A 26268-nucleotide genomic window follows, 5' to 3' on the forward strand; every position below is an offset into this window, starting at 1 on the left:
CAAGGAAGGCCCGCCGGCGACGGCGGGCCTTTTTCGTTGGCTGTGCAAGCCTTCCGTTCAACGCTTGAGCGACGAAGCAAGACCGGCTAAGCACGACGTCCACGGTCGCTCGCGACCCGTGCGGGCGTAGTTCAGAGGTAGAACGTCAGCTTCCCAAGCTGAATGTCGGGGGTTCGATTCCCCCCGCCCGCTCCAAATCTCCTCCATCCCATCAACATTGACGCCCGCCCTCGCCCGGCGCACGCTCGACGTCAAACAGACGTTCGGGAGGAGAACGCGATGGCCGACGGCGAGGATCATCCCCGCGCGCGCTTCCACGCCATGACCGAGGGCACGGCCGAGGACTGGGCGATCATCGCCAAGGCGGCCGGCGACTACGGGCGCGAGCTGCCCGACCGGCTGGTGAAGCACCTGAAACTGCTGCAGGGCGACTGCGGGGGTTTCGCGGTGGACCGGCTGGAGCACAGCCTGCAGACCGCCACCCGCGCCCACCTGGCCGGCGAGGACGAGGAATATGTCGTCTGCGCCCTGCTCCACGACATCGGCGACATCCTGGGTCCGCGCAACCACGCCGACATCGCCGCCGCCATCGTCCAGCCCTTCGTGTCTGAGGCCAACCACTGGATGGTGGCCAACCACCCGATCTTCCAGGGCTACTACTTCTTCCATCACCTGGGCCTGGACCGCGACATGCGGGAGGCCTTCCGGGACCATCCGCATTTCGAGCGCACGGCGCAGTTCTGCCATCTCTACGACCAGCCAGCCTTTGACCCCGTCTATGAGACGATGCCGCTGGAGGCCTTCGAGCCGATGCTCCGGCGCGTGATGAGCACGCCGAAGCGATCGATATACCTGCGGGCCGCCGAAGCCTAAGCGCGCCCTACTGGACGCGCTCGACCTTGATCCCGCGCTTGCCCAGCAGGGTCTGGACGCTGTCGGGGCCCACCAGGTGGCCGGCGCCGACGGCGACGAAGCTGACGCCCTTGCCGTCGAGCTTGGTCTTCAGCTGATCGGCCCAAGCGGTGTTTCGGGTGACGATCAGGGTGCTGTAGAGCGGCTTGTACTTGGCGCGCATCTCGGTGATGAACTGGCCTTCCAGGCCCTTCACGTCGCCGGCGGCCCAGGCCTTGACCATGGCGTCGAGCTTGGCGGGGCCTTCCTCCACCTCATCCAGCGTCGACTTCAGCAGCAGCACCTCGTCGGCGGCCGGCAGGTCGGCGAAGAAGCGGATCTGCTGCTCGGCGGTCTCGAGCTGGCCCACGCCCTTGCCATCGGCCTTGAGCTCGGCGGTCAGCACCTGCTCGACGCCCTTCTTGGGATCGAAGCCCGCCTTGACCATAGGGGCCATGGCCAGGGTGATGGCGGCCATCCAGGGGCGGAAGGCCTCGATGGCGGCCGGCGGCACGCCCATCTCCTGGCCGTAGGTCTTGGTCTTCTCCCAATCGGCGGCGGCCAGCTTCTTGGAGAGCGGCGTGGCCGGGTCGATGCCGTATTTCATGATCAGCGGCTGCATGACGGCCATGTCGTCAGCGCCGACCACCTCCAGCACCAGCTCGTCGGCCAACTTCAGCGCGGAGTCCAGCTTGGCCGAGCGCCACTGGGTCTCGGGACGCAGCACGTGCACGGTGCCGAAGAGATAGATGGTCGAATCCTGGTCCTGGATCTTCCACAGCGCCGGCTCGGCGAGCGCCTGGGCGGCCGCGCCCAGGGCGACGACGGAGACGAGGCCGGCGACGACGCGGCGGGCGGCTTTGACGGACGAACGAAGCATGCGGGTCCTCTTGGATGAAATGGTGCGAAAAGGGGGCGGGCGAGCGTCAGTCGACGAAGCCGCGGCGCCAGGCCACGATCATCGAGATCAGCAGGTAGGCGATCATGTTGGCGTTGACGGCGTCCCAAAGGGTCAGCGGCGGCAGCAGGGCCAGCTTCTCGCCCGCGGCCCACAGGAACAGCAGCCCCTGCAGCAGGCCGTAGGAGACGGCGGCGGTCTCGGCCATGGTCCGGCGCATCAGCTCGTCGCTGCGCACCCAGAGCGTGATGTTGCCCGCGGTCTGGATCAGGAACACCGTGATCAGGCCGGTCATCACCGCCGAGGCCAGCAGCGGCGACAGCGGCGCGACCATCGCGCCAGCCAGCGGCGGCGCGGCCAGCATGACGCCGGCCAGCACCAGCACCCCGCCCTGCCCCGCATAGAAGCTGGCTTGGGCGGGGGTTGCGGCCCGCGCCCCGTCGTCGCCGTTGATCTGCCGTCCCAGCGCCTTGCGGCTGAGGCTGACGAGCATGGTCGCCAGGCCGACGGCGACCAGGAAAGCGGCCAGGCCCAGCGAAACGACGTCGCTGGACGAGAAGTCCAGGTCGCGCCAGTGGCCCTGTCGCTTGAGCCAGATCAGCACCCGGCCGACGGCGAAGCCTACCGGCGCGCCGACGGCCATCAGGATCAGCGCCCGGCGAGCGCGCGGCGATAGCTTCTGGGCGTTGGACGCTGCGGTCATGTCAGTCCTCGTCCTGGAAGATGGCTTCGATGGGCTGGCCGAACAGGCGGGCGATCTTGAAGGCCAGCGGCAGGCTGGGATCGTACTTGCCCGTCTCCAGAGCGTTGATGGTCTGGCGCGAGACGTCGAGGCGCTGGGCCAGGTCGGCCTGGCTCCAGTCGCGTTCGGCGCGCAGCACCTTGAGGCGGTTCTTCATCCGCCCCTCAGCGATAGCGCCAGGAGACGAGCCCCTGGGCGAGGCCGAACAGCAGGGCGAAGATCGGCGCGACCACCCACAGCTGCAGGTGCGGCGCTTTGCCGAAGGCCTCGAGCACACCCCAGGCCGTGGCCAGCGACAGGGTCGCGCCCAGGGCCCACAGCAGGCTCTCCACCGTGATCCGCCGCAGCAGTTCGTCGGTCTCGCGAAAAACGTAGAGGCCCAGGCTGGCGAAGGCCGCGATCAGAGCGACCACCGGCGCCAGGGCCACGGCGTAGCCGAGCACGCCCTCGGTCAGACCCGCCATGTAGAGCTGGACGGCCCCAAGAAGCAGGATGACATAGGCGGTCATCGCGCCAAGGAAGCCGATCAGGAACCCGCGCATGGCGGGTCGCACCGGCTCGCCGCCGTAGAGGCGCCTGGCGGTGGAGGAGAAGGCCAAGGCCGCGAAGGCCATGGCGACAGCCCCGACATAGGTCGGCCACTGGCCGCGCCCCAGCAACAGCATCGCCATCGAGCCGCCGATCCCGACCACGCCGACGAGAGCCAGGGTGGCGGCCTTGGCCGGCGCCGAGCGAGCATTTTTCAGAAAGGCGTTCATGGCGTTCCCTCCTAGCGTCGCGCCAGCCACCAAGAGGCCCAGAACAGGCCGTAGCCGACGATCTGGAAGCCGCCGATCAGCCCCATGCCGAAGACCACCGCCTGGGAGGTCGTCATGTGGGCGGGCAGCAGGGCCTCGGCCGCCTTGGGCATGGTGTGGAGCAGGATGAAGGGGACGCCGGCCAGGGCCAAGCCGGTAGAGCCGCCCCAGTACCAGGACCATTTGTGGGCTTCGCGGGCCGCCTCGTCAGCGACGCTCCACCAGCGTGCGCAGAGCGAAAGCATCAGGGCCATGACCGCGATGACCGACAGCGATATGGCGACCAGCGAATAGACCGCGAACTCAGGCTTCCGCTTGCCTACCTCGGCGATCACCGCGGCCACGACCCCCATGACAAAGGCCGCGCTTAGCGAAGCGACCACCGCTGTCACCAAGCGTCGTCGCGCCAGTCTTTGCCCGCTCATGCCAAGCACCCCCGTCAAAATGACAAGGAACATTGACACCAAAGCTCGAGATAATGTCAAGGACCCTAGACAGAATTCTCGCTCAAAGCGTGAAGTGAGGGCGCCCGCCCCTAAGCCGCGGCGCGCCCGCTACGCCAGTGTAGCGGCGCCGGCGTGGCGACGCCCAGCGCCTTGGCCAGCCAATGAGCCTTGGGGTCGGCGTGAATCAGCCAGCCGTACTGCGAGAAGCGATCGCCATAGTCGTCCCAGCGGATCACCCGCCCATCGGCGTCGAGCCGCCAAACGGCCTTGTCGCAACCGGGGATGCGCTCGGCCCGCTCCCAGGCGGCCACGCGCTGGCTGTGGGTCGAGAACGGACCGGAGAAGAGGCGGTTCATGACGCGGGCTCCAATCGACGCGGCGCCGATCCGAAAGTCGAATCTGCGTGTAATCGCAATAACCGAACACTAGCCCTTGGTGACGATTAACGCAGCCAACACCATATGTAGTGCGACGCCATGCCGCGCGACAGATTGAACGCGTTCAACGACTTGCGCTTTTGGCGACTCACGGCGGCGTAAGCGGTCGCCGCGTCGCATCCAGCGCCACATGCAGGTCGGCCCGCCTGGGAAGGTCCTTCGCGCACCACGCGGTCAGGCGCTCGTAGTGGTCGAGGAAGCGCTCCAGCGCCGCCGGATCGAGACCTCCGCGTGCGCCCCGCGCAGCCAGATTCGCCTGCAGCTTGGCCTCCTGCTCGCGTCGCCAGGCGCGCACCGTGGAAAAGTCCGGCGCGGTCAAAACCGCCAGCCAACCGATCCGCCCGAAGAGGTCGCGATAGGAACCGGCCAGGGCCGCATTGATATAGCCGCGCCAGGCGCCGCCCGGGTCCTCGTCGCGCTCCAGGGCGTTGACCGGCGTCGCCACAGCCTCTGCCCCCTGCGGCCGCGCGCCCAGGCACCAGCCCTCCAGCAGCACCACGTCGGCAGGGCCGTCGAACACCGGCCAGTCCTGCGGCGGGACACGGTCGTCGGCGGCCTTGTCGAAGCGCGGCAGGGCCGTCCTCCCCGCCCCCGCCCCCGCCAGGCCGTCGAGCACCGAAAGGCCCAGGGCGACGTCGTGCGTGCCCGGCGGCCCGCGCGTGGCCAGCAGCGGGTGGATGTCCTCCGCCAGGGCCTGGCGCTCGGCGCGGGTCAGGTAGAGGTCGTCCAGCGACAGGACGGCGACCTTCAGCCCCGCCTCGGCCAGCAGCCGCGCCACCACCGCCACCAGGGTCGACTTGCCCGCGCCCTGCGGCCCCGACAGCCCGGCGACGAGGCCCGGGCGCCCATGGGCCCGCGCCGCCGCGATCAGGCGCTCGGCCAGAGGCCGGTGCAGGACGTGAAAGGTCTCGACGAAGCCGGGATCCAGGCGCTCGGCGCGCATGAAATCGGACAGCCAGGCGGGATCGGGCGCGCTCATGACCCGACCATGCAACGGTTCGGGCGGTTACTGCACCCGCCGCACGCGGTAGCCGCGCGCCTTCATCAGCGCGGGCAGGCCGTCGGGACCGGCCATGTGCAGGGCGCCGACCGTGACCAGCTCGACGCCGGAGCCCGCCATCTCGCGATCCAGCACCTGCGCCCAGGCCAGGTTGCGACGCTTGAGCAGGGCCTCGTAGAGCTCCGGCCGGTCACGGCGCATGCCCTCGACCAGGATCGCGCCCAGGCGGTCGACATCGCCTTTCAGCCAGGCCTGCTGCAAATCCAAGCCCCGGCGCGGCGGCGCGACCTGCTCGGCGGCGACGTCGTCGAGATACTGCACCTCGACCGTCTCGGGCAGGTCGGCGAACAGCTGCAGCTGCTGCTCGAAGCTCTCGAAGGCCAGGACGGGCTTCTCGGCGCGCACGGCCTGGCGGGTGACGCTCGCGTCGGCCCCGCCCTCGACCGAGGCCCCGGCCTGGGTCATCGGCAGCACCGACAGCATCATAGCCGCCGCCCAGGGCCGCAGGCGGTCGACGCGGTCGAGGCTGGCGCCGCGGCTGTCGAGCGCCGCACGCAGGCTGGCCACGGTGCGCGGCGGCAGCTTCTCGGTCAGGGAGCGGTCGAGATCGACGCCATATCGGTCGACCAGGGCCTTGATGGCCACAGGGTCGGCGTCGACGCGGGTCTCGAACCACAGCTTGTCGGCGCGGGCATAGGCGCGGTCGAAGGCCGGCGTGCGCCAGCGCACCTGCGGCGACAGCACATGCATCGAACCGAACAGATAGATGCGGGAGTCGCCGTCGCTGACCTCCCACATGGCCGGCGCCGCATGCGCGACTCCCGACAGACCCGCCAGCGCGACGAGGGCCGCCGCAGCGCTCCTGATCCAGGCCACAACCATACGCGTCCCCGACTAAAACACGGGACCACGCTAGGCGAGAGCGGGTTAACCAGGCGAGCGCAAAGCGCCGCGGCCTAACGCCACGGCTTGAAGTGCTTGGAAAGCTTCAGGCCCTGCCTCTGGTAGTGCGAACCGCCTTCGCCATAGAGGCGCGCGGGCCGCTCGGTCAGGGGCTCATAGACCAGGCGGGCGACGGTCTGGCCGTCCTCCAGCAGGAACGGGGTCTCGTGGCTGCGCACCTCAAGCACGCCCTTGGAGCCGACGGCGCCGGCCTCCTCGGTGCCGAAGCCCGGATCGAAGAAGCCGGCGTAGTGGACGCGGAACTCGCCGACCGACGGGTCGATCGGGGTCATCTCGGCCGCCTCCATGACCGGAATCTCGACGTCGTCCTTCGAGGCCAGGATGTAGAACTCGCCCGGATCGAGCAGCAGTTCGCCGTGGCGGGTCTCCAGCGGCTCCCAGAAGTCGCGCGGGTCGTGGCCGTCCTCGTGGTCAAGGTCAACGACGCCGGCGTGGCGACGGCCGCGGAAGCCGACGATGCCGCTGTCGCCCGGGGTCAGGTCGACGCCGACGCTCTTGATGGCCAGCTTGACCGGATCGCCACGCTTGAGACGCAGCTGGTTCAGGCGGGTGCCGGCGCGGACCAGCACCGAGAAGGTCTGCGGCGCGATCTCGATATAGAGCGGGCCTTCGTAGCCGGTCTCGATGTCGTCGAAGGCCTTGGAGTGGTCGCTCAGCAAGCGGACGAAGACGTCGACCCGGCCGGTGGAGCTCTTGGGGTTGCCGCGCGCGGCGACATTGGCCGGCAGGGCCAGGCGCTCCTGGATCTCGGCGATGTAGACGCAGCCCTTCTCAAGAACCGCGCCCTTCGACAGGTCCAGCTCGTGCATGGCCACGTCCTTGAGGCGGTCGGGCACGCGGCGGGCGACGCCCGGCAGGAACGAGGCCCGCACGCGCCAGCAGCGCACGCCCAGGCGCAGGTCGAGGCTGGCCGGCTGAACCTGGTCGCGGTCGAACGGGGTCTGCGAGGTGATCGCCTCCTGGGCGATCAGGGACTCGATGGTCTGGCAGGGCAGAATCCCTGCGGCGTGGGCGTCGGTCATCGGCGGCACACTCTCTAAAGCGCCGCCGCGAGGCAAGGGCGCGATGGGAGCGCAGGCGAGAATCTGGGCGCTGTCCACGCCCGCCAGGCGACCTTGACCGTCCCCGCGCTCGCCCGGCGCGCTCGGACCGTGACGAAGCGGTGAAAGATCGCCTATACCCACCGCGATTGCGTCGGCGGTAAGTTGCGGGCGCGGGCCTTTTCGTCGTCGGGAGTAAGCCGTGTCCGAAGATCCGAAGAACTGGGACGTCGCCACCAAGCTGATCCGTGGAGGCCTCGCCCGTTCGCCGTTCATGGAGACCGCCGAGGCGCTCTACCTGACCCAGGGCTTCACCTACGACAGCGCCGAGGGCGCCGACCGCCGGTTCTCGGGCGAGGATCCGGGCTTCGTCTATTCGCGGTTCAACAACCCGACCGTGAAGATGTTCGAGGACCGCCTGGCCCTCCTGGAAGGCGCCGAGGTCTGCCGCGCCACGGCCACGGGCATGGCCGCCGTGCATTCGGCGCTGATGGGCCTGGTGCGCGCGGGCGACCACGTGGTGGCGGGCAACGCCCTGTTCGGCTCGTGCCGCTGGCTGATCGCCGAGTGGCTGCCGCGCTTCGGCGTCGAGACCACCTTCGTCGACGCCACCGACCTGTCGGCCTGGGAAGCGGCGATCAAGTCGAACACCAAGGCCGTGCTGATCGAGACGCCCTCGAACCCGGTGCTGGAGATCACCGACATCGCCGCGGTGTCGAAGCTGGCCCACGCCGTCGGCGCCAAGGTCATCGTCGACAACGTGTTCGCCACGCCGATCTTCCAGCAGCCGCTGGCGCTGGGCGCCGACGTTGTCGTCTATTCGGCCACCAAGCACATCGACGGTCAGGGCCGGGTGCTGGGCGGGGCGATCCTGACCACCGACGCGATCAACGAGGAATTCTATCGCGACAGCATGCGCCATACCGGCCCGTCGCTGTCGCCGTTCAACGCCTGGGTGATGCTCAAGGGCCTGGAGACGCTGGACCTGCGCGTGCGCCGCCAGACCGACACCGCCGCCGCCCTGGCCGACGTGATGGCCGAGCACAAGAAGGTGACGCAGGTGCTCTATCCGTTCCGCGCCGACCACAAGGGCTACGAGGTCGCCAGGAAGCAGATGACCGGCGGGGGCACCGTGATCGCCCTCGACCTCGGCTCGCGCGAGGCGGCCTTCAAGTTCCTGAACGCGCTGGAGATCGTCGACATCTCCAACAACCTGGGCGACGCCAAGTCGATGGCCACCCACCCGCCGACCACGACGCACCGCTCGGTGCCCGAGGAGATGCGCCCCCTGCTGGGCGTCGTCGAAGGCGGCGTGCGCCTGTCCGTTGGCCTCGAAAGCCTGTCCGACCTGACGCGAGACGTGACCCGTGCGCTCGACCAGGCGTGAGTCCAGCCCGCCGCTGAAGCGGATCCGTCGGCGTCGCGGCCCCGACACCGGCATCTACGAGGCCCGCACGCGCGACATCGTCGTGCGGGTCGCCCCCTGCTACCTGCCCGAGGAGTCGTCTCCCGAGCAGAGCCTCTACCTGTGGGCCTACACCGTGGAGATCGAGAACCACGGCGTGGAGACCGTCCACCTGGTCGCCCGCTGGTGGAAGGTCACCGACGCCCTGAACCGCAGCAACGAGGTCGAGGGTTCGGGCGTGGTCGGCGAACAGCCGGAACTGCGGCCGCGCGAGGCGTTCCGCTACGTCTCCAACTGCCCGCTGCCGACGCCGTCGGGCACGATGGTCGGCCGCTACCAGATGGTGACCGAGGCCGGCGAGGCCTTCGACGCGCAGATCCCCGAGTTCTCGCTGCACCTGCCGGGCGCCTCGCGGCGGGTGAACTGACGCAAGGATCGCGTTTCCAAAAACGCAACCTTGAGACTGTATGTCATCGCTCTCTCGATGGGGGAACAGAGAGCGATGACGTCCTACACGATCCAGATCTGGAACCAGTCCCAGGCCGCCAGGAGCTACGTGCTGTTCCTGCAGCAGCCCGACCTCGCCGCGAACGCCGGCTCGCCCCAGGTCTACACCAACGCCTGGGCGACCTTCGCCAGCGTGACCAATGGCGGCTTCGACCGCATCACCTTCGACGAGACCGTCTACGCCTATTGGAGCAAGGCGCCGGTGGGCAGCCAGGCGCTCAGCGGCGGGGTGGCCCAGGTGGACACCCAGACCACGGACACGGTCGCCTTCAGCGGCGGCTCGCCGACCGGTTTCACCACGGTCACCAGCCCAGGCTCGGCCCAGCCGGGGTCGTTCGCGATCGTCACGGGCTCGGACTTCACGCCAAGCAACGGCTACGTGCTGGGGATGGCGCGCATGGGCGCCACGCCGATCCCCGTCCCCGTTATGACCTTCCCGGCCCTGCCGAACATGGTCAGCAGCATCCGTCCGATACACACCTACTACGTGGCCGTGGGAGACTATCAGCCGGGCGAGGTGGTCGACGTGGCGCTGGCCAGCGTCACCGCCGAGATCGACTTCACCGGACGGGCGCAGACCACCGCCACCGTCATCCAGCAGGCCGACGGAACCTTCTCGGTCACCTACAGCTGAGGCGCACGCCCAACGGCGCCGTTGCCAAGTAACGATGTTCTGCGTTTACTTCCCCCAGCGGCGACAGACCGCGAACACATAGGGAGGTTGCGGCGTGGCCGATTATGAGCTGACCCTCATCAACCAGAGCGACGACGTCCAGAACTCGACGGTCATGGTGTTTCAGAAGGCGCCGAGCAGGCCAGTCAGCCTGGCGCGGACGATCCCGCCCGGCGGCTCTTCGAAGATCAGCTTCAACAATCTGGAACCGAACGCCCAGGCCTATCTGGTGCTGGGCGAGCGGCCACACCTGGAAAACGGCGAACCGCCCGCCGGCTCGGTGCGCCTGGATCTAGACCTGACGCACGAATACGTCATAGGGCGGCACTGACGGGAAAAGACCCCCTCGGTCGCTCTGCGACAGCTCCCCCAGAGGGGGAGGTTCCCATGGCTCAGGCCTCGCCGTCGGGCTCCAGCGCGTAGACCCTCGAGCAGTATTCGCAGGTCACGTGGATCTTGCCGTCGGGCTCGATCATCTCGGCCTTCTCCTCGGGCGAGAACGACTGCAGCACCACGCCGATCCGCTCTTCCGAGCAGCGGCAGAAGGCGCGCAGCGGCTTCTCGTCGATCAGGCGCACGCCGTCCTCGTTGAACAGACGCCACAGCAGGGTGGTGGTCGGCACGGTCGGGTCGATCAGCTCGTCCTCGCCCGTGGTCTCGAACAGCGCCTGGGCGTGGTTCCAAGCCTCCTTGGTCTCGCCGCGCGTCTCGTCGCCGGCGATGGTCTGAATGAGAATGCCGCCGGCGCGCCAGGTCAGGCCCTCGCCGGTGTCGACCTGACCGACGGCCAGACGCACGCGGGTCGGGATCTGTTCCGACTGCATGAAATACTGCTCGGCGCACAAGGCCAGGCTCTCGCCCTCGATGGCGGTGACGCCCTGGTAGCGCTCCATGTCGGCGCCCTGGTCGAGGGTCATGATAAAGACGCCACCGCCCAGCAGGGTCTTGGCGCCTGGACGGGCGAAGCCTTCCGAGACGGCCGCCACCTCGTCGGGGTCGAACCGGCAATAGCCGCGCAGGCCTCCGGTGGTGTCGTAGTCGACCACGACGTAGCGCACCGGGCCGTCGCCCTGGGCCTGGACAATCAGGCGGCCCTCGAACTTCAGGCTGGACCCGACCAGGGCGGCCAGGGCGCAGGCCTCGCCCAGCAGGTTGGCCACGGGCTCGGGATAGGAATGGCGGGTCAGCACCTCGTTGACCGCCTCGCCCAGCCGCACCACGCGGCCGCGCACAGGCAAGCCTTCGATCTGGAAGGCGGAAACGAGGTCGTCGGACAGGATCTGGGGGGCGGCGTCGGTCATGGGGCGGTTAGATAGGGGGTTTGTGGGAAAATGCGAGGGGGCGCCTCGTGCACAAGGAACCTCCCCCTGTGGGGGAGGCGATCGCGCAGCGATCGGTGGGGGGAATTGGTGTGAGATCGGCCAGCGTCTCGGAAGCTGAAAACGGCCCCCCATCGGCCTTCGGCCGCCTCCCCCACAGGGGGAGGTTCCTTTCCCCTACTTCTTCGCCAGGTAATCCAGGGCCATGAACACCTCGGCCTTGACCCCCGTCTCCAGCACCGCCTCGTCGATGTCGAAATAGGGCGAGTGGTTGGCCGGAGCCCCCGCCGCCGGGACGTCGGCCTTGCGGCCACCGAGCTGGACGAAGACGGCCGGGACCTTCTGGCCGTAGAGGGAGAAGTCCTCGGCGCCGGTGACCAGGGCGGCCTGGTCGTCGACCTTGCCGGGCGAGGCCTTTTCCAGAGAGGCCTTCACCCACTTGGACAGGGACGCGTCGTTCCAGGTGACGGGATAGGGCTGGGTGAACACCGCCTCGGCCTTGGCGCCATAGCGGTCGCCGATGGCGGCCACGGCCTTCTGGGTCTTGGCGATCACCTCGGCCTTACGCTCGGGCGTGAAGGTGCGCAGGGTGCCGCTCATCACCAGGTCTTCGGGGATGATGTTGTTGCGCACGCCCATGTTGATGGTGGCGATGGTCAGCACCGTCGGCGAGGTCCCGACGTCGATCTGGCGGGCGGCGATCTGGTTCAGGGCCTGGACGATGTCGGCCGAGATGCTGGCCATGTCGATGCCCGCCCAGGGGCGCGCGCCGTGGGTCTGCTTGCCCTTGACCGTGATCGTCAGGCGGTCGGCGCCGGCGTAGAAGCCTTCGGGGCGATAGTTCAGGGCGTGGGCGTCGCCGGGTCCGATATGGACGCCGAAGATGGCGTCGACCTTGGGGTTGTCGAGCGCGCCGTCGGCGATCATCAGCTTGGCGCCGCCCTCGTCGCCCGCCTGGGGCCCCTCCTCGGCCGGCTGGAAGATGAAGACCACCGTGCCGGCGATGTCGTTCTTCATGCCGGCCAGCACCGTGGCCGCGCCCAGCAGCATGGCCACGTGGGTGTCGTGGCCGCAGGCGTGCATCACCGGGACGGTCTTGCCCTCCCAGGTCGCGGTGGCCCTGGAGGCGAACGGCAGGCCGGTCTTTTCCAGCACCGGCAGGGCGTCCATGTCGGCGCGCAGGGCCACGACCTTGCCGGGCTTGCCGCCCTTGAGCACGCCCACGACGCCGGTCTTGCCGACGCCTTCGCGGACTTCCAGGCCGAGCGCTTTCAGCTCCCTGGCCACCAGGGCGGCGGTGCGGACTTCCTGGTTGCCCAGCTCGGGATGCTCGTGAACGTCTCGACGCCAGGCCACCACCTTGGGCTGGGCCGCCTTGGCCGCCGCCTCGACCTTGGCTGCGGCCGGCGCGGCCAGAGCGGGCGCCGAAAACGCCGTGGCCGCCATCAGGGACAGTACCGAAACCTTCGCGCGCACGCCCATTCCCGACTCCTAGAGAAGACTTTGCGGCGAGCTTGGCGGTTCCCGGGGCGGGGTCAAGGGCGGGCGCGCTTTACCTAACGAACGGCTTTGCAGAACCGTCGCGAAGACTAAGCTTCGTCCATGACCGAGCCTGCATTCGACTCCCCAACCTTCGATTCAAAGGACGATGGCGAAGCGCTGGACCCGGCGTCGGGCGTCATTCGTCCGCGCCATGCCGCCACCCTGATCGTGGTGCGCGACGACGGCCCCGCGCCCCGGGTGCTGATGGGACGACGCAATCGCGGCCACGCCTTCATGGCCAGCAAATGGGTGTTTCCCGGCGGCCGGGTCGATCGGGGCGACTACGGCGCGCCCTCGGCCACGGAGCTGGCTCCGGAGGTGGCCACGCGCCTGGCCGCCGAGCCGCGTCATCCTTCGCCCGCGCGGCTGGCCCGCGCCCTGGCCCTGGCGGCCGTGCGCGAGACCTTCGAGGAGACGGGCCTGCTGCTGGCCAGGCCCGCGCCGGCAAGACCAGGCGCCGGCGCCTGGCGGCCGTTCCTGGCCCAGGGCGCCCTGCCCGACCTGTCGCCCCTGAGCTTCGTGGCCCGGGCCATCACCCCGCCCTATCGCCCGCGCCGCTTCGACGCCCGCTTCTTCATGGCCCCGGCCAGCGCCCTGCTGAGCCTGGATCCGCAGCCCGACTGCGGCGAGCTGGACGAGATCGCCTGGGTCAGCTTCGAGGAGACCCGCGACCTTGATCTGCCCAGCATCACCCGCATGGTGCTGCGCGAGACGGGGTTGCGCATGAAGGATCCGAGCCGCCCCGCGCCGTTCATGCGCTTCCTGCGGGGCAATGCGGTGATGACGGAGCTCTGATCATGCTCGCCCTCCTCATCGCCCTGCAGGCCGCCCCGGCCCCGACCATCGACCAGGCCGCCTTCCTGGCCGGCTGCTGGCGGCAGGAGCGTCAAAACGGCGCGGTCGAGGAGCAGTGGCTGGCGCCCGGCGGCGGCATGATGCTGGGCATGAGCCGCACGGTGCGCGACGGCAAGGCCCGCAGCTATGAGTTCACCCGAATCCAGGAGGCCGACGGGCGACTCACCTTCTTCGCCATGCCGTCCAGCCAGCCGCCGGCGGCCTTTCCGCTGAAGAGCGCCGCTCCGGGCGAGCTTGTGTTCGAGAATCCCGCCCACGACTTTCCCCAGCGCGTGATCTACAAAAGCCAGGGCGCGGACGGCCTTCTGGGCCGGATCGAGGGCGAAATCGACGGCAAGGCGCGGTCGGCCGACTTCCCCTACAAACGATGTTCAGGCGCCGATTGACTTTGCCCCGTTCATGCGTATGTTCCGCGCCTCTCATTTCGACCGCGCGGAGACCTGCGCGACCACCGCAGGGATACGACCATGGCCAAACCGGCTTCGATCAAGATCCGCCTGAATTCGACGGCGGACACCGGCTTCTTCTACGTCACCAAGAAGAACGCCCGCACCAAGACCGAAAAGATGGTGCTGAAGAAGTACGATCCGGTCGTGCGCAAGCACGTCGAATTCCGCGAAGGTAAGATCAAGTAAGATCGCCTCGTCGCACCGACGATTCTCGAAAACGCCCGGCGGCAACGTCGGGCGTTTTTGTTTTTCCGGTCTCCAGCCCAGGATTTCCGCGTGATCGTTCGCCTCGCCCTCGTCTTCTCCGTCACGGCCGCCGCCCTGCCCGCCTGCGCCCAGCCAGCGCCGGTGCAGAGCTACGAGGTGGTCCGCACCTTCCCCCACGACCGCCAGGCCTTCACCGAGGGCCTGCTGGTGCGCGACGGCCAGCTCTACGAGAGCACGGGGCTTGAAGGCCGCTCTTGGGTGCGCAAGGTGGATCTGGAGACCGGCGCGGTGCAGCAGCAGGCGAGCCTTGATCCCAAGTACTTCGGCGAGGGGATCGTCGACTGGGGCGACGAGATCGTTCAGCTGACCTGGCGGAACGGCGTCGGCTTCGTGCGCGACCGGACGACCTTCGCCGTCAAGTCCACCTTCAGCTACACCGGCGAGGGCTGGGCCCTGACCAAGGACGACCGCCGCATCATCATGAGCGACGGCACCGCCGAGCTGCGTTTCCTGGATCCCAAGACCCTGAAGGAAACCGGCCGGGTTAAGGTCACCGACGACGGCAAGCCCGTCGACCAGATCAACGAGCTGGAATTCATCAAGGGCGAGGTCTGGGCCAATATCTGGCAGACCGACCAGATCGTCCGCATCGATCCCAAGACCGGCAAGGTGGTCGGACGGCTCGACCTGTCGGGCCTGCTGACGCCGCAGGAGGCCGCCCGCGCCGACGTGCTGAACGGCATCGCCTATGACGCCAAGGCCGATCGCGTCTTCGTCACGGGCAAGTTCTGGCCGTGGCTGTTCGAGATCAAGGTGGCGAAGTAGGCGGCGCTCAGGCGGCCTTGCAGACCACGGCGTTGCGGCCGGCGGCCTTGGCTTCGTAGACGCCGCTGTCGGCCCGCTTGAGCAGGGCCTCGGGGCTGTCGCCAGCGCCGGTGGTGGCCGAGACGCCGACCGAGATCGTCACCGTCAGCATTTCCTGGCCGCCGGCCACGCGGAACGGCGAGCCGGCCACGTGCATGCGGATGCGCTCGGCGATACGAACGGCGTCGGCCAGCTGGGTGTCGGGCATGATCACCGTGAACTCCTCGCCGCCATAGCGGCAAGGCAGGTCGATGGCGCGGACGTTCGAGGCCAGGCGCAGGGCGAACTCGCGCAGCACCTCGTCGCCGACGTCGTGGCCGAAGCCGTCGTTGATCTTCTTGAAGTAGTCGATGTCGATCAGCAGGGCCGAGACCGGGTCGCCGCCCATGGTGGCGCGGTTGACCAGGGCCGACAGCTGGCCGGTCATGTAGCGGCGGTTGTGCAGGCCGGTCAGCGGATCGGTGACGGCCAGCTCCAGCGAATGGTCGAGATTGTTGCGCAGGTAGTCGGTGTAGCGCTTGCGGCGCACCTGGGTGCGGACGCGGGCGGCCAGTTCCTGCGGGTCGATCGGGCGCGGCAGAACGTCGTTGACGCCGATATCCAGCGCCTTGACCATCCGCGGGCGGTCGTCGGGATCGACCACGGCCAGGATCGGCAGGTGGCGGGTGCGCTCGCTGGAACGCAGGGTCGCGGCGAAGCGCAGGCCATCGAAGCCACGCGCGGCGGCGTTGACGATGACGAGGTCCACCGGCCCGCCGGCGCTGATCTCGGCCTTGGCCAGGTCGGTTTCGATGACCGGACGGTGCTCGACCGCCAGTTCGGAGGCCACGCGCTGGGCCTGGCGTTCGTTGTCGTCGACGATCAGCACCCGCCCGCCGATGCCGTCGAGGCGGGCGGCGGCGCCGGCGATAACGCCAATGCGGCGGCCCGAGGCCTCGCGCTGGCGCAGTTCGTCGATGACCATCTTCAGGCGGGTCAGGCTGCGCACGCGGGCGAACAGCATGACGTCGTCGATGGGTTTGGTCAGGAAGTCGGCGGCGCCCGCCTCCAGGCCCTGGATGCGGTCGGCGCGGCCGTCCAGCGCCGTGACCAGCACCACCGGGATATGGCGGGTGGCGGCGTCTTCCTTGAGCTTGCGGCAGACGGTGAAGCCGTCCATGCCGGGCATCATCACGTCCAGCAGGATGATGTCGGGCAGTTCCTCGGCCGCCTTGGCCAAGGCCGTCGGGCCGTCATAGGCGTAGGAGACCTGATAATATTCGGCCGAAAGCTTGGCCTCGAGCAGGCGCACATTGGCCTCGATGTCGTCGACGACGAGGATTCGCGCGCTCACGGCCTGTTACCTCTCCAGCAGTCGGCGGATGGTGTCGAGGAAGTGCGACACCGAGATCGGCTTCGAGATATAGGCCTCGCAGCCGCCCTCGCGAATCCGCTCTTCATCGCCCTTCATCGCAAATGCCGTAACGGCGACGACGGGGATATGTGACAGATCGTCGTCCTCTTTCAGCCACTTGGTCACTTCCAGGCCCGAGATCTCGGGCAGCTGGATGTCCATGAGGATCAGATTCGGGCGATGTTCGCGGGCGATCGACAGCGCCTGCAGCCCTTCACGGGTCTGCAGGGTCTCGTAGCCCTGGGCCTCGAGCAGATCATGAAAGAGCTTCATGTTCAGCTCGTTATCCTCGACGATGAGGACCTTCTTCGTCATCCTGACCCCGACCGTACGGTCCGTGGCGACACGTGAGGGATTCGCGCCGCTTCTTCATCCTCAGATCGCACGAATATCCTTAAGCCCGCGCTAATCGCGTTTCCAACGACCGATCGCACACAAATGGACGCCTGCTCACCCGACCTCAAGACCTGCACGCTGGATGCGCACCGTCCGCTCGTCATCGTGGACGTCGACGAGGTGCTGGCCCAGTTCATGGCCGGCTTCGGCGCCTTCATCGGCCGGCACGGCTTCGAGCTGCGCGTCGATCGCTTCGCGCTGTTCCAGAACATCTATCGCCCCGGCGAGACCGAGCACCTGGACCTGATCGCGGGCCGGGCCCTGTTCGACGACTTCTTCCGCGACGGCGGCGAGGACCTGCTGCCGGCCGAGGGCGCGGCCGACGCCCTGGCCGACCTGTCGCTGGACGCCAACGTGGTGATCCTGACCAACGCCCCCGAGCACGGCCGCCAGACCCGCGCCCGCTGGCTGAAAACCCACGGCTTCGACTATCCGCTGATCATCAATTCCGGCCCCAAGGGTCCGTCGGCCGCCGAGCTGGCCGGACGGGTGGAGGAACCGGCGGTGTTCATCGACGACCTGCTGCCGCAGCTCGAATCGGTGGCGACCAGCGCGCCTTCCGTCGGCCGCTTCCAGATGGTCGCCGACGAGCGCCTGCGCCCCCTCGCCCCCAGCGCCCCCGACCGCCATGCCCGCTTCGACCTGTGGCCCGACCTCAAGGTCGCCATCCGCGAGGCGATCGCCCGCAAGGCGCGATGAAGGCCCTTTGCCGCGACTGCCTGTGGACCGGCGAGCGCAAGGCGCCGCGCTGCCCGTCGTGCGGCTCGCCGCGCACGGTCTTCCATGAGGAACTTGGCGCCCTGTCGATGGCGCACCTGGACTGCGACGCCTTCTACGCCTCGGTCGAGAAGCGCGACGACCCGAGCCTGCGCGACAAGCCGGTGATCGTCGGCGGCGGCAAGCGCGGCGTGGTCACCACGGCCTGCTACATCGCCCGGATGAGCGGCGCGCGCTCGGCCATGCCGATGTTCAAGGCCCTGCAGCTGTGCCCGGACGCGGTGGTGGTGAAGCCCAACTTCGCCAAATACAAGCACGAGAGCGCGCTGATCATGGCCCGCCTCTCCAACCTGACGCCGCTGGTGCAGCCGCTGTCGCTGGACGAGGCCTGGATCGACCTGTCGGGCACCGAGCGCCTGCACGGCGCGCCGCCTGCGGTGATGCTGGCCAAGGTGCAGCGCGAGATCGAGGCCGAGCAGAACCTGACCGTCTCGATCGGCCTGGCCCCCAACAAGTTCCTGGCCAAGATCGCCTCGGAGCTGGACAAGCCGCGCGGCTTCTCGGCCATCGGCGCGGCCGAAGCGGTGGCGTTCCTGGCGACCAAGCCGGTGTCGATCCTGCCGGGCGTGGGGCCAGCCACGGTCTCGACCCTGGCGAGCCTTGGCCTGCGCACGGTGGGCGACATCGCCAATGCGGACCTGAAGACCCTGGCCCAGGCGCTGGGAACCGGCGGCCTGCGCCTGCATCGGCTGGCTCATGGCCAGGACGCCCGCGCCGTCGATCCCGACAGCGTGCGCAAGACGGTCAGCGCCGAGACGACGTTCAATGACGACCTCTTCCGCCGGGAAGACCTGGAAGACCAGCTGTGGCCCCTCTGCGAGAAGGTGGCCCGGCAGGTGCGCCGCGAAGAGGTCGCCGGCCGGGTGGCGACGCTGAAGCTGCGCACGCCCGACTTCAAGATCCACACCCGCCGCCGCACCCTGCCCGTCCCCACCCAGACCGCCCAGACGCTGTTCCAGGTGGCGCGCGAACTGCTGGCGGCCGAACCGCCCGGCCGGTCCTATCGCCTGATCGGGGCGGGCCTGACCGAGTTCGTCCCCGCCGCCGGCGCGGCCGACGACTTCTTCGCCGGCGACGAGCGCCGGGCGCTGAAGAGCGAGACGGCGATCGACGCCCTGCGCGGCAAGTACGGCCTGGGCGCCGTCGTCACCGGCCGGGCGCTGAAGAGCCGCTGACTGGCGCAAGCCCGCTCCAGAGGACTCTGCTTGACAGAGTTCAACGATGCGCTCACTCTGCGCTACAGAGAGCTTTGGCGCTCCATGGAGGTTGTGATGGTGCTGAGCAAGACCGAGGCCGCCGCCGCGCTGGCCGACATACAGGAAACCAACCGCCGGGGCGCCACCCTGCGCGGCTATCGGATCGGCGGGCCGATCCTGATGCTGTGGAGCGTGATCTGGGCCCTGGGCTACCTGGGCATGGGCTTGCTGCCGCCTCAACAGTGGGGCTGGGCCTGGCTGGTGCTCGACATGGTCGGGATCGTCGGCTCGATCGTGCTCACACGGCCCGCCGAAAAGGCGGTGCGAGCCTCCGGCGCCAAGTCGAGCGCCGCGACGCTGAAGATGATCGGGGGCATGGCGGTCGCCCTGGTGTTAGTCATGTCGGCCTTTTCCGTGCTGCGTCCCACCGATCCCGCCGCCTATCTGGCCTTTCCGGGCCTGATGGTAGGCGCGATCTACGCCGCAGTCGGCGTGTTCGTGGCCCGCCGGTACCTGGCGATCGGCGCGGTGATGTTCGCCCTGACCCTGATCGGTTTCTACGCCTTCCCTGAGGTGCTCGCTTTCTGGATGGCCAGCGCCAGCGTGGGACTGTTCGTCAGCGGCGTCTGGCTGGCGAGGGCGTGAACATGGCCAAGGCCGACGACCTGATCCACCAGCCCCTGCGCCTGAAGATCATGGCCGCGCTGTATACCGAGCGCGGGGGCGAGCCGCCGGAGTTCTCGCGACTGAAGTCCATCACCCAGGCCACCGACGGCAATCTGGGCAGCCACCTGACCGCCCTGGAGAAGGCCGGCTATGTCGAGATCCTGAAGGATCACGTGGGCAAGCGGCCCAGGACCAGGGCGAGTGTCACCTCGACGGGCGCCAAGGCCTTCAGGGAGCATGTGGCCTATCTGCGCGAACTGGTCGAAGGGATCGACTGACACGCGCGCTGATTGAACATCTGGAAGGCGGGCGTCACAATGGCGCCCGCCATGATCGCATACTTTCTCGCCGTCGCCCTGCAGGGCGCTCCGCCGCCCCCACCGCCGCCGCTGATCCATACCTACGATGAGCTGCTGATCTATTTCGGCCCTGGCCCCATGGACATGCGAGAGTGGTCGCGGCCGGCGATCGATGAGGCAGTCAAGCAGATCCGGCTCTACGAGCCGCGCAAGATCCTGATTATCGGCCATACCGACTCGCTCGGTCCGGCGGACCTGAACATGCAGCTGTCGGCCCAGCGCGCCGAACTGGTCAGGCAGGCTCTCATCAAAGCCGGCGCGCCGGCTGACCGAATCGAGCTCACCGCGCGAGGCGAAACCCAGCCGGCGGTACACAGGGCCGACGAGGTCGCCGAGCCGCTGAACAACCGCGTGATCGTGGTCCTGCGGGACCTGGCAGCGCCGCCGCGCTGACTACATCAGCGAGCCCTTGCCGCTGGTGACTTCGGTGTAGCGGTGCACGCGCACGGCCTGGACGAGGCCAAAGCCGATCATCACCGTCATCATCACGGTGCCGCCGTACGAGAGCATCGGCATGGGCACGCCCACCACCGGCGCCAGGCCCATGACCATGGCGCCGTTGATCAGCACATAGAGGGCGAAGGTCGCCGTCACGCCCGAGGCCGCCAGGCGCCCGAAGTGGCTGTGGCTGATCGAGGCGATGCGCAAGGCCATGAAGATGACGATGCCGTACAGCGCCAGCACCCACAGGCAGCCAACGAAGCCGAACTCCTCGGCCAGGGTGGCGAAGATGAAGTCGGTCTGCTTTTCGGGCAGGAAGTTCAGCTGGCTCTGCGAGCCCAGGCCGAAGCCCTTGCCCAAAAGGCCGCCCGAACCCAGGGCGATCTTCGACTGGTAGATATGGTAGCCCGAACCCGACTGGTCGGCCTCGGGGTTCAGGAAGGTCAGGACCCGCTTGCGCTGATAGTCGTGCAGCACGAACAGCACGAACGGAGGAATGGCCACCAGGGCGCCGATGACGCCGGTGGCGATCACCCGCCAGGACAGGCCCGCCAGCACCACGATGGCGAGGCCCGTCATGGCGATCAGCATGGCGGTGCCGAGATCGGGCTGGTGGGCGACCAGCAGCACCGGCGCGCCGATCATCGCGGCCGGGACGAGCAGCCGCCAGGAGAACCGGGCGCTGTCGGCCGACAGGCCGTGGTAGTAGCGGGCCAGGGCCAGCACCACGCCGATCTTCATGATCTCGGACGGCTGGAAGCGGAAGCCGCCGATCGACAGCCAGCGCTGGGCGCCCAGCGACACGTCGCCGACCACCTCCACGGCCACCAGCAGCAACAGCCCCACCCCGTAGACGGGATAGGCCAGGGTGAACCAGACGCGCAGGTCGACCATCGCCAGGATGATCATCATGATGAAGTAGAGGCCGAAACGCAGCAGGTGCTTGTCGGCCCAGGGCTCCCAAGAGGCGCCCGCAATCGAGAACAGCATCAGCGCCCCGGAGCCCGCGATCAGGCACAGGAGCAGGCAGAAGGTCCAGTCGATCTCCATGAACTTGATGATCGGCCGGTCGCGTTCGCCGGGCCGGGAAAGGCCGCCACTGAGGGTCATATGTGGCCTCCCTGGGGTGGCTGGCCGGTCGTCGGGGTCGCCTCGGGCGGCGGCGGAGCGCCCTCCTCCGGCTCGTCGGGCGCGGCGCCTTCTACGACGCCGTCGGCGGTCTCGACCGGGGCCTCGGGCAGAGGCATCGGGCGCTCGATGCGCGCGCGGATCTCGGGGTCCTTCAGCAGGGCCACGCGCATCACCTCGCGGGCGCGCGGGGCGCCGGCGGTGGCGCCGCCGAGCCCCCCGTGCTCGACCAGCACCGCCACGGCGTAGCGGGGGTCGTCATAGGGCGCGAAGGCCACGAACAGGTTGTGGTCCTTGAGCTTCCACTGCACCGAAGCGCTGTTGCGGCTCTTAGCCTTGTCGTAGCTGCGGACCTGGGCGGTGCCGGTCTTGCCGGCCATTTGCACGTCGCCCAGACCCAGCTGGCTCTGGCGATAGGCCGTACCGCGCACGTCGTTGGCCACGGCGGCCATGCCGCCGCGCACGTAGTCCAGGTGCTCCTTGGAGAACGGCATGTCGGGCACGTCGGCGCCGCTGGGCTGCTCGACGCCGCCGACCGACTTGATCAGGCGCGGATTCAGGGCCTTGCGGCCGTTGGCCAGGCGCGCGGTCATCACCGCCAGCTGCAGCGCGTTGACGCTCAGCGCGCCCTGGCCGATGCCGTAGCTGGGGGTCTCGCCCGGAAACCAGATCTGGTTGGCCGGATTGCGCTTGAAGGCCCGCTTCTTCCACTCGCGGTCGGGGACGATGCCCTTCTTCTGGCCGGGGATGCCGATATCGAAGATCTCGCCGAACCCCATGCCGCGGGCGGCCGTGGCGATGGCGTCGGGGCCGATCTTCAGCGCCGTCTGGTAGAAGTAGATGTCGCACGAGTTCTTGATGGCGTCGTGCATGTTCTGGGCGCCGTGGCCGCCCTTCTGCCAGCAGCGCCAGGTGCGGCCGCCATAGTACCAGCTGCCCGGGCAGTTGATGCGGACGTTCGGGTCGATGCCCGCCGCCAGGGCGGCCAGGCCCACGGTCGGCTTGAAGGTCGAGCCCGGCGGATAGGTGCCGGTCATCGCCTTGTCGAGCAGCGGCTTGCGCTCGTACTCCGACAGCGCCCGGTATTCGGCGCCCGACAGACCTTTTACGAACCGGTTGGCGTCGAAGCTGGGGGCCGAGACCATGGCCAGCAGGTCGCCGTTGCGGCAGTCCATCACCACGATCGCGCCGCTTTCCTCGCCCATCACCTCGAGGGCGCGGTTCTGGATGTCGGCGTCGAGGGTGAGGCGCACTTCCTTGCCGGGCACGGCGGGAATGTCGCCGGCCGGGTCCAGGCTGACCACGCGGCCCTGCGCGTCGACCTCGGCCTTGATCGCGCCCGCCCTGCCCCGCAGGTCCAGGTCGAAGGCCTTTTCCACGCCCTGGCGGCCGATGCGGAAGCCGGGGTTGTGCAGCAGCTCCTGGTCCTGGGTCGGATCCTTCTTGGCCGCCTCAACGTCGCGGTCGGAGACCTTGGCCACGTAGCCGATGACATGGGCGAAGGCGCCGCCGAACGGATAGACCCGCACCTCGCCCATGTCGGCGCTGATGTTGGGCAGCTCTGGGGCGCGGATGTTGATCCGGGAGAACTCCTCCCAGGTCATGTCCTCCATCACCACCACCGGCGCCTTGCGCGGGGCGTTGTTGATGTCCTTGAGCAGGCGGGCGCGCCGCGTGCCGTCGATCGGCACCAGGGTCGCCAGGTCGTCGAGGGTCGCCTCGACGTCCATGCCCTTCTCCTTGATCACCATCAGGCGGAAGTTGGGGCGGTTCGACGCCAGGGCCACGCCGTTGCGGTCCAGGATCAGGCCGCGCGGCGGCGGCACCAGGCGGTAATTGAACTGGTTGCCGGCCGAAAGCTTCTGGTAGCGCTGGGCCTCGACCAGCTGCAGCTGGGCCAGGCGCCCGGTCAGGGTCAGGAGGCCCGCGCCCGCCAGGCCGCCGAGCAGGAACGCGCGGCGGTGGAAGACCCCCTGCCGCTCGTTGACCTCGAAGAAGAAGATCGACGGTTCGCTCATCGCCTCACCGGAACCGGACGTCGGCGTCTTCGAAGCGATCGATCAGCCGGTGAGCGAACGGGAACAGCAGGGCCGTGGCCAGGAATTGCCAGAACACGGCCACCAGGCTGGGCATGGCCAGGCTGTCCATCATCGTGAACAGGAAGCCGGCGGTCATCGAAAGCGCGCAGGCGCCGGCGTACCAGACCCACAGCATCGGGCGGCTCTGGCCGGTCAGCATGTTGCGCGCCGCCAGCACCGAGGCGTAGGCGACCAGCAGCGACAGGCCCCACAGGCCGGTCGGGCCGCCCCAGAAGGTGTCGAGGAACAGGCCCAGGATCAGCAGGGCGAACGGGGCCAGGATCGATGGGCGGATGACGGCCCAGGCGAAGGCCGGGACCATGGCGAAGATCGGCTCGGGCAGCTGCAGGCCCCACATGCGGATCGGCGCGGCGAACAGGATCGTCGCCAGGATCACGAACAGCATGGGGACGCCCAGCCAGCGCCCCGGATTGAGGGGCCGGGCGCCGGTCATTGCGGCGTCCTGGCCGGAGCGGCCGTCGCCGGCGTGGAGGTCGAGGGCCTGGTCGCCGCGGGCGGCCGCGTGGTCGTCGGCGCGCTCGTTCCCGGGGTGGCCGGAGCGGCCGGAGCCGTCGTCGCCGGGGCGGCGGGCGGCGGGGGCGCCGGACGGGCCGGACCCAGGATCGACTGGTCGGGGTTCTCGGTGATCACCGGCGGCAGCACCTTGGCGGCCAGGGCCTGCTGGTCGGCCAGCTGCGAGAAGTCCTTGAACAGCAGGATGCGGATGTAGTCGATCGAAGTGCTGTCGGCGAACAGCACCACGCGCCAGCGGCCGTCCAGGCCCTTGACGGCCGCGCCCACCGGCAGGCCGCGCGGCACGACGCCGCCATCGCCCGAGGTCACGACCCGGTCGCCGGCCTGGATCGGCTCGGAACCGCGCAGATAGTCCAGCTTGGGATTGGGGCCGCCGTCGCCGGTCAGGATGGCGCGCGAATTGGTGCGGTCGATCATCACCGGCGTCCGCGAGGCGATGTCGGTCAGCAGCAGCACGCGGCTGGCGCCGGGCGCGACGCCGACGACGCGACCGACGAGGCCGCGCTCGTTCATCACCGGATTGCCCACGACGACGCCCTTTTCCTTGCCGGCGTCGGCCAGGCGGGTGTTGGCGAAGGGGCCGCGGCTGTCGGCCACCACGCGGGCGGCGACCATCGGGATCGGCGGATCGGTCTTCAGGCCCAGCAGCGACTTGTAGCGCTCGTTCTCGTTGACGAGGGCCAGGTACTTGTCGCGGTAGGTCCGCATCTCCTTGAGCTCGGCCTTCAGGCGCGCGTTCTCGGAGCCGGCGAAGAAGTAGTTGCGCACCGCGTCGACGCCCACGCCGGTCCAGCGGCCGGGCGCGGCGATGACGCCGCTGACCGGCTTGGCCACCGTGTCGACCGTCTGGCGGGTGACGCCATAGGCCTGCTGCTGCAGGGTCTCGCGCCGGTCGGCCAGGAGGAAGGCCACCGCGATCACGACCGCGACGATGAGCGCCACGGCCGCGGTCCAGGTGAGCGGCACTTTCAGGTCGCCGAGCGGACCTTCGCGAAAGGGCACGAACTGTTCTCCTGGCGCCCGCCGGCGCCGATGCGGATTGGACTAGGGCTTAGGCGAGGGTCGATTCCAGGACGCCCTTCATCCACTTCGGATGCTCGAGCACCTTGCCGCAGCCCAGGGCCACGCACGACAGCGGATCGTCGGCCACGGTCACCGGCAGGCCGGTGTGGTCGCGGATCTCGGCGTCCAGGCCGCGCAGCAGCGCGCCGCCGCCGGTCAGCATGATGCCCTTGTCGGCGATGTCGCTGGCCAGTTCCGGCGGAGTGGCTTCCAGGGCCACCTTCACGGCTTCGACGATCTGCCCCACCGGTTCGGCCAGGGCGTCGGCGGCCTGCTTTTCGCTGATGCGGACTTCGCGCGGCACGCCCTGCATCAGGTCGCGGCCCTTGACGTCGATCGACAGGCCTTCGCCGTCGGCCGGCGCGCGGGCGGTGCCGATTTCCTTCTTGATGCGCTCGGCGGTCGTTTCGCCGATCAGCAGGTTATGGTGGCGACGCATGTAGCTGATGATCGCCTCGTCCATCTTGTCGCCGCCGACGCGAACGCTGCGCGAATAGACGATGCCCGACAGCGACAGAACGGCCACCTCGGTGGTGCCGCCGCCGATATCGACGACCATCGAGCCGGTCGGCTCGTGGATCGGCAGGCCCGCGCCGATGGCGGCGGCCATCGGCTCGTCGATCAGGCCGACGCGGCGGGCGCCGGCGTTCAGGCAGCTGTCGTTGATGGCGCGGCGCTCGACGGCGGTGGCGCCCGACGGCACGCACACGATCACCTTCGGATTCACGAAGCCCTTGCGGTTGTGAACCTTGCGGATGAAGTACTTGATCATCTCCTCGGCGACTTCGAAGTCGGCGATGACGCCGTCGCGCATCGGGCGGATGGCTTCCATGTGGCCCGGGGTGCGGCCCAGCATCTGCTTGGCCTCGATGCCGACCGCGTGCACGACCTTGCGGCCGCCGACGTTGCGCAGCGCCACGACGGACGGCTCGTTCAGCACGATGCCCTTGCCCTTCTGATAGATCAGGGTGTTGGCGGTGCCCAGGTCGATGGCGATGTCGTTCGAGATGACGCCGAAGAGGGAAGAGAACATCGAAAACCCTGACTGAGGGGTAGAAGGGGCGAGACGTCAAAACCACGGAGGGAACCGCGGTGCAGGAGCCGTTTCCGCCGAATGACCGGAGGAGCAGGCGAGAAAAAGGCTCCTACTGCAAATCAGGAAGAGGACAACATGATTCCCCGCGTACGCGGATCATCGTCCCT

Annotated in this window: 32 protein-coding genes and 1 tRNA gene; 15 read left to right on the top strand and 18 right to left on the bottom strand. The window is 68.7% G+C overall.

All coding sequences use genetic code 11. From position 1 onward, the window contains the following. The first annotated feature begins 120 nt into the window (after positions 1-120). A tRNA-Gly gene (locus tag DDF67_RS07285) sits at positions 121-195 on the top strand. Between the two features lie 84 nt (positions 196-279). Next, on the top strand, positions 280-873 hold the full coding sequence (locus DDF67_RS07290; protein ID WP_109100239.1) for an HD domain-containing protein: 594 nt from the start codon (positions 280-282) through the stop codon (positions 871-873). 7 nt (positions 874-880) lie between these two features. Here DDF67_RS07290 and DDF67_RS07295 read toward each other — a convergent pair whose 3' ends face one another. The 9 genes from DDF67_RS07295 to DDF67_RS07335 all read right to left on the bottom strand — a co-directional run bounded on the left by DDF67_RS07295 (position 881) and on the right by DDF67_RS07335 (position 7196). Beyond that, the gene (locus DDF67_RS07295) at positions 881-1771 is read right to left on the bottom strand and encodes a TraB/GumN family protein (protein ID WP_109100240.1); all 891 of its coding nucleotides are present in this window, start codon (positions 1769-1771) and stop codon (positions 881-883) included. 46 nt (positions 1772-1817) lie between these two features. Beyond that, positions 1818-2492, bottom strand: a complete 675-nt coding sequence (locus DDF67_RS07300) for a hypothetical protein (protein ID WP_109100241.1) — start codon at positions 2490-2492, stop codon at positions 1818-1820. Between the two features lies 1 nt (position 2493). Beyond that, positions 2494-2688: a helix-turn-helix transcriptional regulator gene (locus DDF67_RS07305; RefSeq protein WP_058348510.1), complete on the bottom strand. Its 195-nt coding sequence runs from the start codon at positions 2686-2688 to the stop codon at positions 2494-2496. A 7-nt stretch (positions 2689-2695) separates the two neighbouring features. Next, positions 2696-3289: a hypothetical protein gene (locus DDF67_RS07310; RefSeq protein WP_109100242.1), complete on the bottom strand. Its 594-nt coding sequence runs from the start codon at positions 3287-3289 to the stop codon at positions 2696-2698. Between the two features lie 11 nt (positions 3290-3300). Continuing rightward, entirely contained in the window at positions 3301-3753 is a 453-nt protein-coding gene (locus tag DDF67_RS07315) for a hypothetical protein (RefSeq protein ID WP_146197974.1), read from the bottom strand. 110 nt (positions 3754-3863) lie between these two features. Next, positions 3864-4130 (bottom strand): hypothetical protein, encoded by a 267-nt coding sequence (locus DDF67_RS07320; protein WP_109100244.1) that lies wholly within the window; start codon positions 4128-4130, stop codon positions 3864-3866. Positions 4131-4299: 169 nt separating this feature from the next. Then, positions 4300-5190 carry a kinase gene (locus DDF67_RS07325; protein ID WP_109100245.1) on the bottom strand — a complete coding sequence of 297 codons (891 nt, stop codon included), beginning with the start codon at positions 5188-5190 and terminating at the stop codon, positions 4300-4302. Between the two features lie 27 nt (positions 5191-5217). Then, positions 5218-6093 carry a TraB/GumN family protein gene (locus tag DDF67_RS07330; RefSeq protein ID WP_109100246.1) on the bottom strand — a complete coding sequence of 292 codons (876 nt, stop codon included), beginning with the start codon at positions 6091-6093 and terminating at the stop codon, positions 5218-5220. A gap of 74 nt (positions 6094-6167) precedes the next feature. Next, positions 6168-7196, bottom strand: a complete 1029-nt coding sequence (locus DDF67_RS07335) for a 2'-deoxycytidine 5'-triphosphate deaminase (RefSeq protein WP_109100247.1) — start codon at positions 7194-7196, stop codon at positions 6168-6170. A gap of 220 nt (positions 7197-7416) precedes the next feature. Here DDF67_RS07335 and metZ point away from each other — a divergent pair, with 220 nt between their 5' ends. The 4 genes from metZ (at position 7417) to DDF67_RS07355 (ending at position 10130) form a co-directional block, all read left to right on the top strand. Then, entirely contained in the window at positions 7417-8601 is a 1185-nt protein-coding gene (metZ, locus tag DDF67_RS07340) for an O-succinylhomoserine sulfhydrylase (RefSeq protein WP_109100248.1), read from the top strand. Then, entirely contained in the window at positions 8582-9046 is a 465-nt protein-coding gene (gene apaG / locus DDF67_RS07345; RefSeq protein ID WP_109100249.1) for a Co2+/Mg2+ efflux protein ApaG, read from the top strand. Before metZ ends, apaG begins: the two co-directional genes overlap by 20 nt. A 75-nt stretch (positions 9047-9121) precedes the next feature. Next, on the top strand, positions 9122-9760 hold the full coding sequence (locus DDF67_RS07350) for a hypothetical protein (protein WP_109100250.1): 639 nt from the start codon (positions 9122-9124) through the stop codon (positions 9758-9760). 94 nt (positions 9761-9854) lie between these two features. Then, the gene (locus tag DDF67_RS07355) at positions 9855-10130 is read left to right on the top strand and encodes a hypothetical protein (RefSeq protein WP_109100251.1); all 276 of its coding nucleotides are present in this window, start codon (positions 9855-9857) and stop codon (positions 10128-10130) included. Between the two features lie 61 nt (positions 10131-10191). Here the strand turns inward: DDF67_RS07355 and DDF67_RS07360 are convergent, their stop codons facing one another. Next, positions 10192-11100: an Hsp33 family molecular chaperone gene (locus tag DDF67_RS07360; RefSeq protein ID WP_109100252.1), complete on the bottom strand. Its 909-nt coding sequence runs from the start codon at positions 11098-11100 to the stop codon at positions 10192-10194. Between the two features lie 195 nt (positions 11101-11295). Beyond that, complete coding sequence (locus DDF67_RS07365; RefSeq protein WP_408608595.1) at positions 11296-12600, bottom strand: amidohydrolase; 1305 nt, start codon at positions 12598-12600, stop codon at positions 11296-11298. A gap of 120 nt (positions 12601-12720) precedes the next feature. Between DDF67_RS07365 and DDF67_RS07370 the strand changes: the two genes are divergently transcribed. From DDF67_RS07370 to DDF67_RS07385, 4 genes are all read left to right on the top strand, one after another. Next, a complete protein-coding gene (locus DDF67_RS07370; RefSeq protein WP_109100253.1) occupies positions 12721-13455 on the top strand; it encodes an NUDIX hydrolase in 735 nt (244 codons plus the stop codon). A 2-nt stretch (positions 13456-13457) separates the two neighbouring features. Next, the gene (locus DDF67_RS07375; RefSeq protein ID WP_109100254.1) at positions 13458-13901 is read left to right on the top strand and encodes a DUF6265 family protein; all 444 of its coding nucleotides are present in this window, start codon (positions 13458-13460) and stop codon (positions 13899-13901) included. A gap of 81 nt (positions 13902-13982) precedes the next feature. After that, a complete protein-coding gene (rpmG, locus tag DDF67_RS07380) occupies positions 13983-14150 on the top strand; it encodes a 50S ribosomal protein L33 (RefSeq protein WP_004620056.1) in 168 nt (55 codons plus the stop codon). Between the two features lie 90 nt (positions 14151-14240). Beyond that, positions 14241-14996, top strand: a complete 756-nt coding sequence (locus DDF67_RS07385; RefSeq protein ID WP_332888318.1) for a glutaminyl-peptide cyclotransferase — start codon at positions 14241-14243, stop codon at positions 14994-14996. A 7-nt stretch (positions 14997-15003) separates the two neighbouring features. Here the strand turns inward: DDF67_RS07385 and DDF67_RS07390 are convergent, their stop codons facing one another. Both DDF67_RS07390 and DDF67_RS07395 read right to left on the bottom strand, forming a co-directional pair. Then, on the bottom strand, positions 15004-16368 hold the full coding sequence (locus tag DDF67_RS07390) for a PleD family two-component system response regulator (protein ID WP_109100255.1): 1365 nt from the start codon (positions 16366-16368) through the stop codon (positions 15004-15006). Positions 16369-16374: 6 nt separating this feature from the next. After that, the gene (locus tag DDF67_RS07395; protein WP_101711412.1) at positions 16375-16743 is read right to left on the bottom strand and encodes a response regulator; all 369 of its coding nucleotides are present in this window, start codon (positions 16741-16743) and stop codon (positions 16375-16377) included. A 123-nt stretch (positions 16744-16866) separates the two neighbouring features. Between DDF67_RS07395 and DDF67_RS07400 the strand changes: the two genes are divergently transcribed. From DDF67_RS07400 to DDF67_RS07420, 5 genes are all read left to right on the top strand, one after another. After that, on the top strand, positions 16867-17523 hold the full coding sequence (locus DDF67_RS07400) for an HAD family hydrolase (RefSeq protein ID WP_109100256.1): 657 nt from the start codon (positions 16867-16869) through the stop codon (positions 17521-17523). Continuing rightward, entirely contained in the window at positions 17520-18776 is a 1257-nt protein-coding gene (locus DDF67_RS07405; protein WP_109100257.1) for a DNA polymerase IV, read from the top strand. The genes DDF67_RS07400 and DDF67_RS07405 overlap by 4 nt, the downstream gene beginning before the upstream one ends. Before the next feature lie 96 nt (positions 18777-18872). After that, a complete protein-coding gene (locus DDF67_RS07410) occupies positions 18873-19442 on the top strand; it encodes a hypothetical protein (protein WP_233247571.1) in 570 nt (189 codons plus the stop codon). Positions 19443-19444: 2 nt separating this feature from the next. Next, positions 19445-19741 carry a winged helix-turn-helix domain-containing protein gene (locus DDF67_RS07415; protein ID WP_109100259.1) on the top strand — a complete coding sequence of 99 codons (297 nt, stop codon included), beginning with the start codon at positions 19445-19447 and terminating at the stop codon, positions 19739-19741. 12 nt (positions 19742-19753) lie between these two features. Continuing rightward, on the top strand, positions 19754-20215 hold the full coding sequence (locus tag DDF67_RS07420) for an OmpA family protein (RefSeq protein WP_146197975.1): 462 nt from the start codon (positions 19754-19756) through the stop codon (positions 20213-20215). On the opposite strand, the gene rodA is transcribed toward DDF67_RS07420, so the two are convergent. The 5 genes from rodA to DDF67_RS07445 are packed head-to-tail and all read right to left on the bottom strand — an operon-like array spanning position 20216 to position 26098. Beyond that, complete coding sequence (rodA, locus tag DDF67_RS07425; RefSeq protein WP_109100261.1) at positions 20216-21373, bottom strand: rod shape-determining protein RodA; 1158 nt, start codon at positions 21371-21373, stop codon at positions 20216-20218. It lies immediately after the preceding gene. Next, positions 21370-23409, bottom strand: coding sequence for a penicillin-binding protein 2 (gene mrdA / locus DDF67_RS07430; protein ID WP_109100262.1), 2040 nt, complete (start codon positions 23407-23409; stop codon positions 21370-21372). Before mrdA ends, rodA begins: the two co-directional genes overlap by 4 nt. Positions 23410-23413: 4 nt before the next feature. Next, positions 23414-23923 (bottom strand): hypothetical protein, encoded by a 510-nt coding sequence (locus DDF67_RS07435; protein WP_109100263.1) that lies wholly within the window; start codon positions 23921-23923, stop codon positions 23414-23416. Then, complete coding sequence (gene mreC, locus DDF67_RS07440; RefSeq protein WP_109100264.1) at positions 23920-25005, bottom strand: rod shape-determining protein MreC; 1086 nt, start codon at positions 25003-25005, stop codon at positions 23920-23922. Before mreC ends, DDF67_RS07435 begins: the two co-directional genes overlap by 4 nt. Before the next feature lie 49 nt (positions 25006-25054). Beyond that, the gene (locus DDF67_RS07445) at positions 25055-26098 is read right to left on the bottom strand and encodes a rod shape-determining protein (protein WP_010919417.1); all 1044 of its coding nucleotides are present in this window, start codon (positions 26096-26098) and stop codon (positions 25055-25057) included. Positions 26099-26268 lie beyond the last annotated feature (170 nt).

The organism is Caulobacter endophyticus, assembly GCF_003116815.1.
In the GTDB taxonomy this organism is placed as follows: domain Bacteria; phylum Pseudomonadota; class Alphaproteobacteria; order Caulobacterales; family Caulobacteraceae; genus Caulobacter; species Caulobacter endophyticus.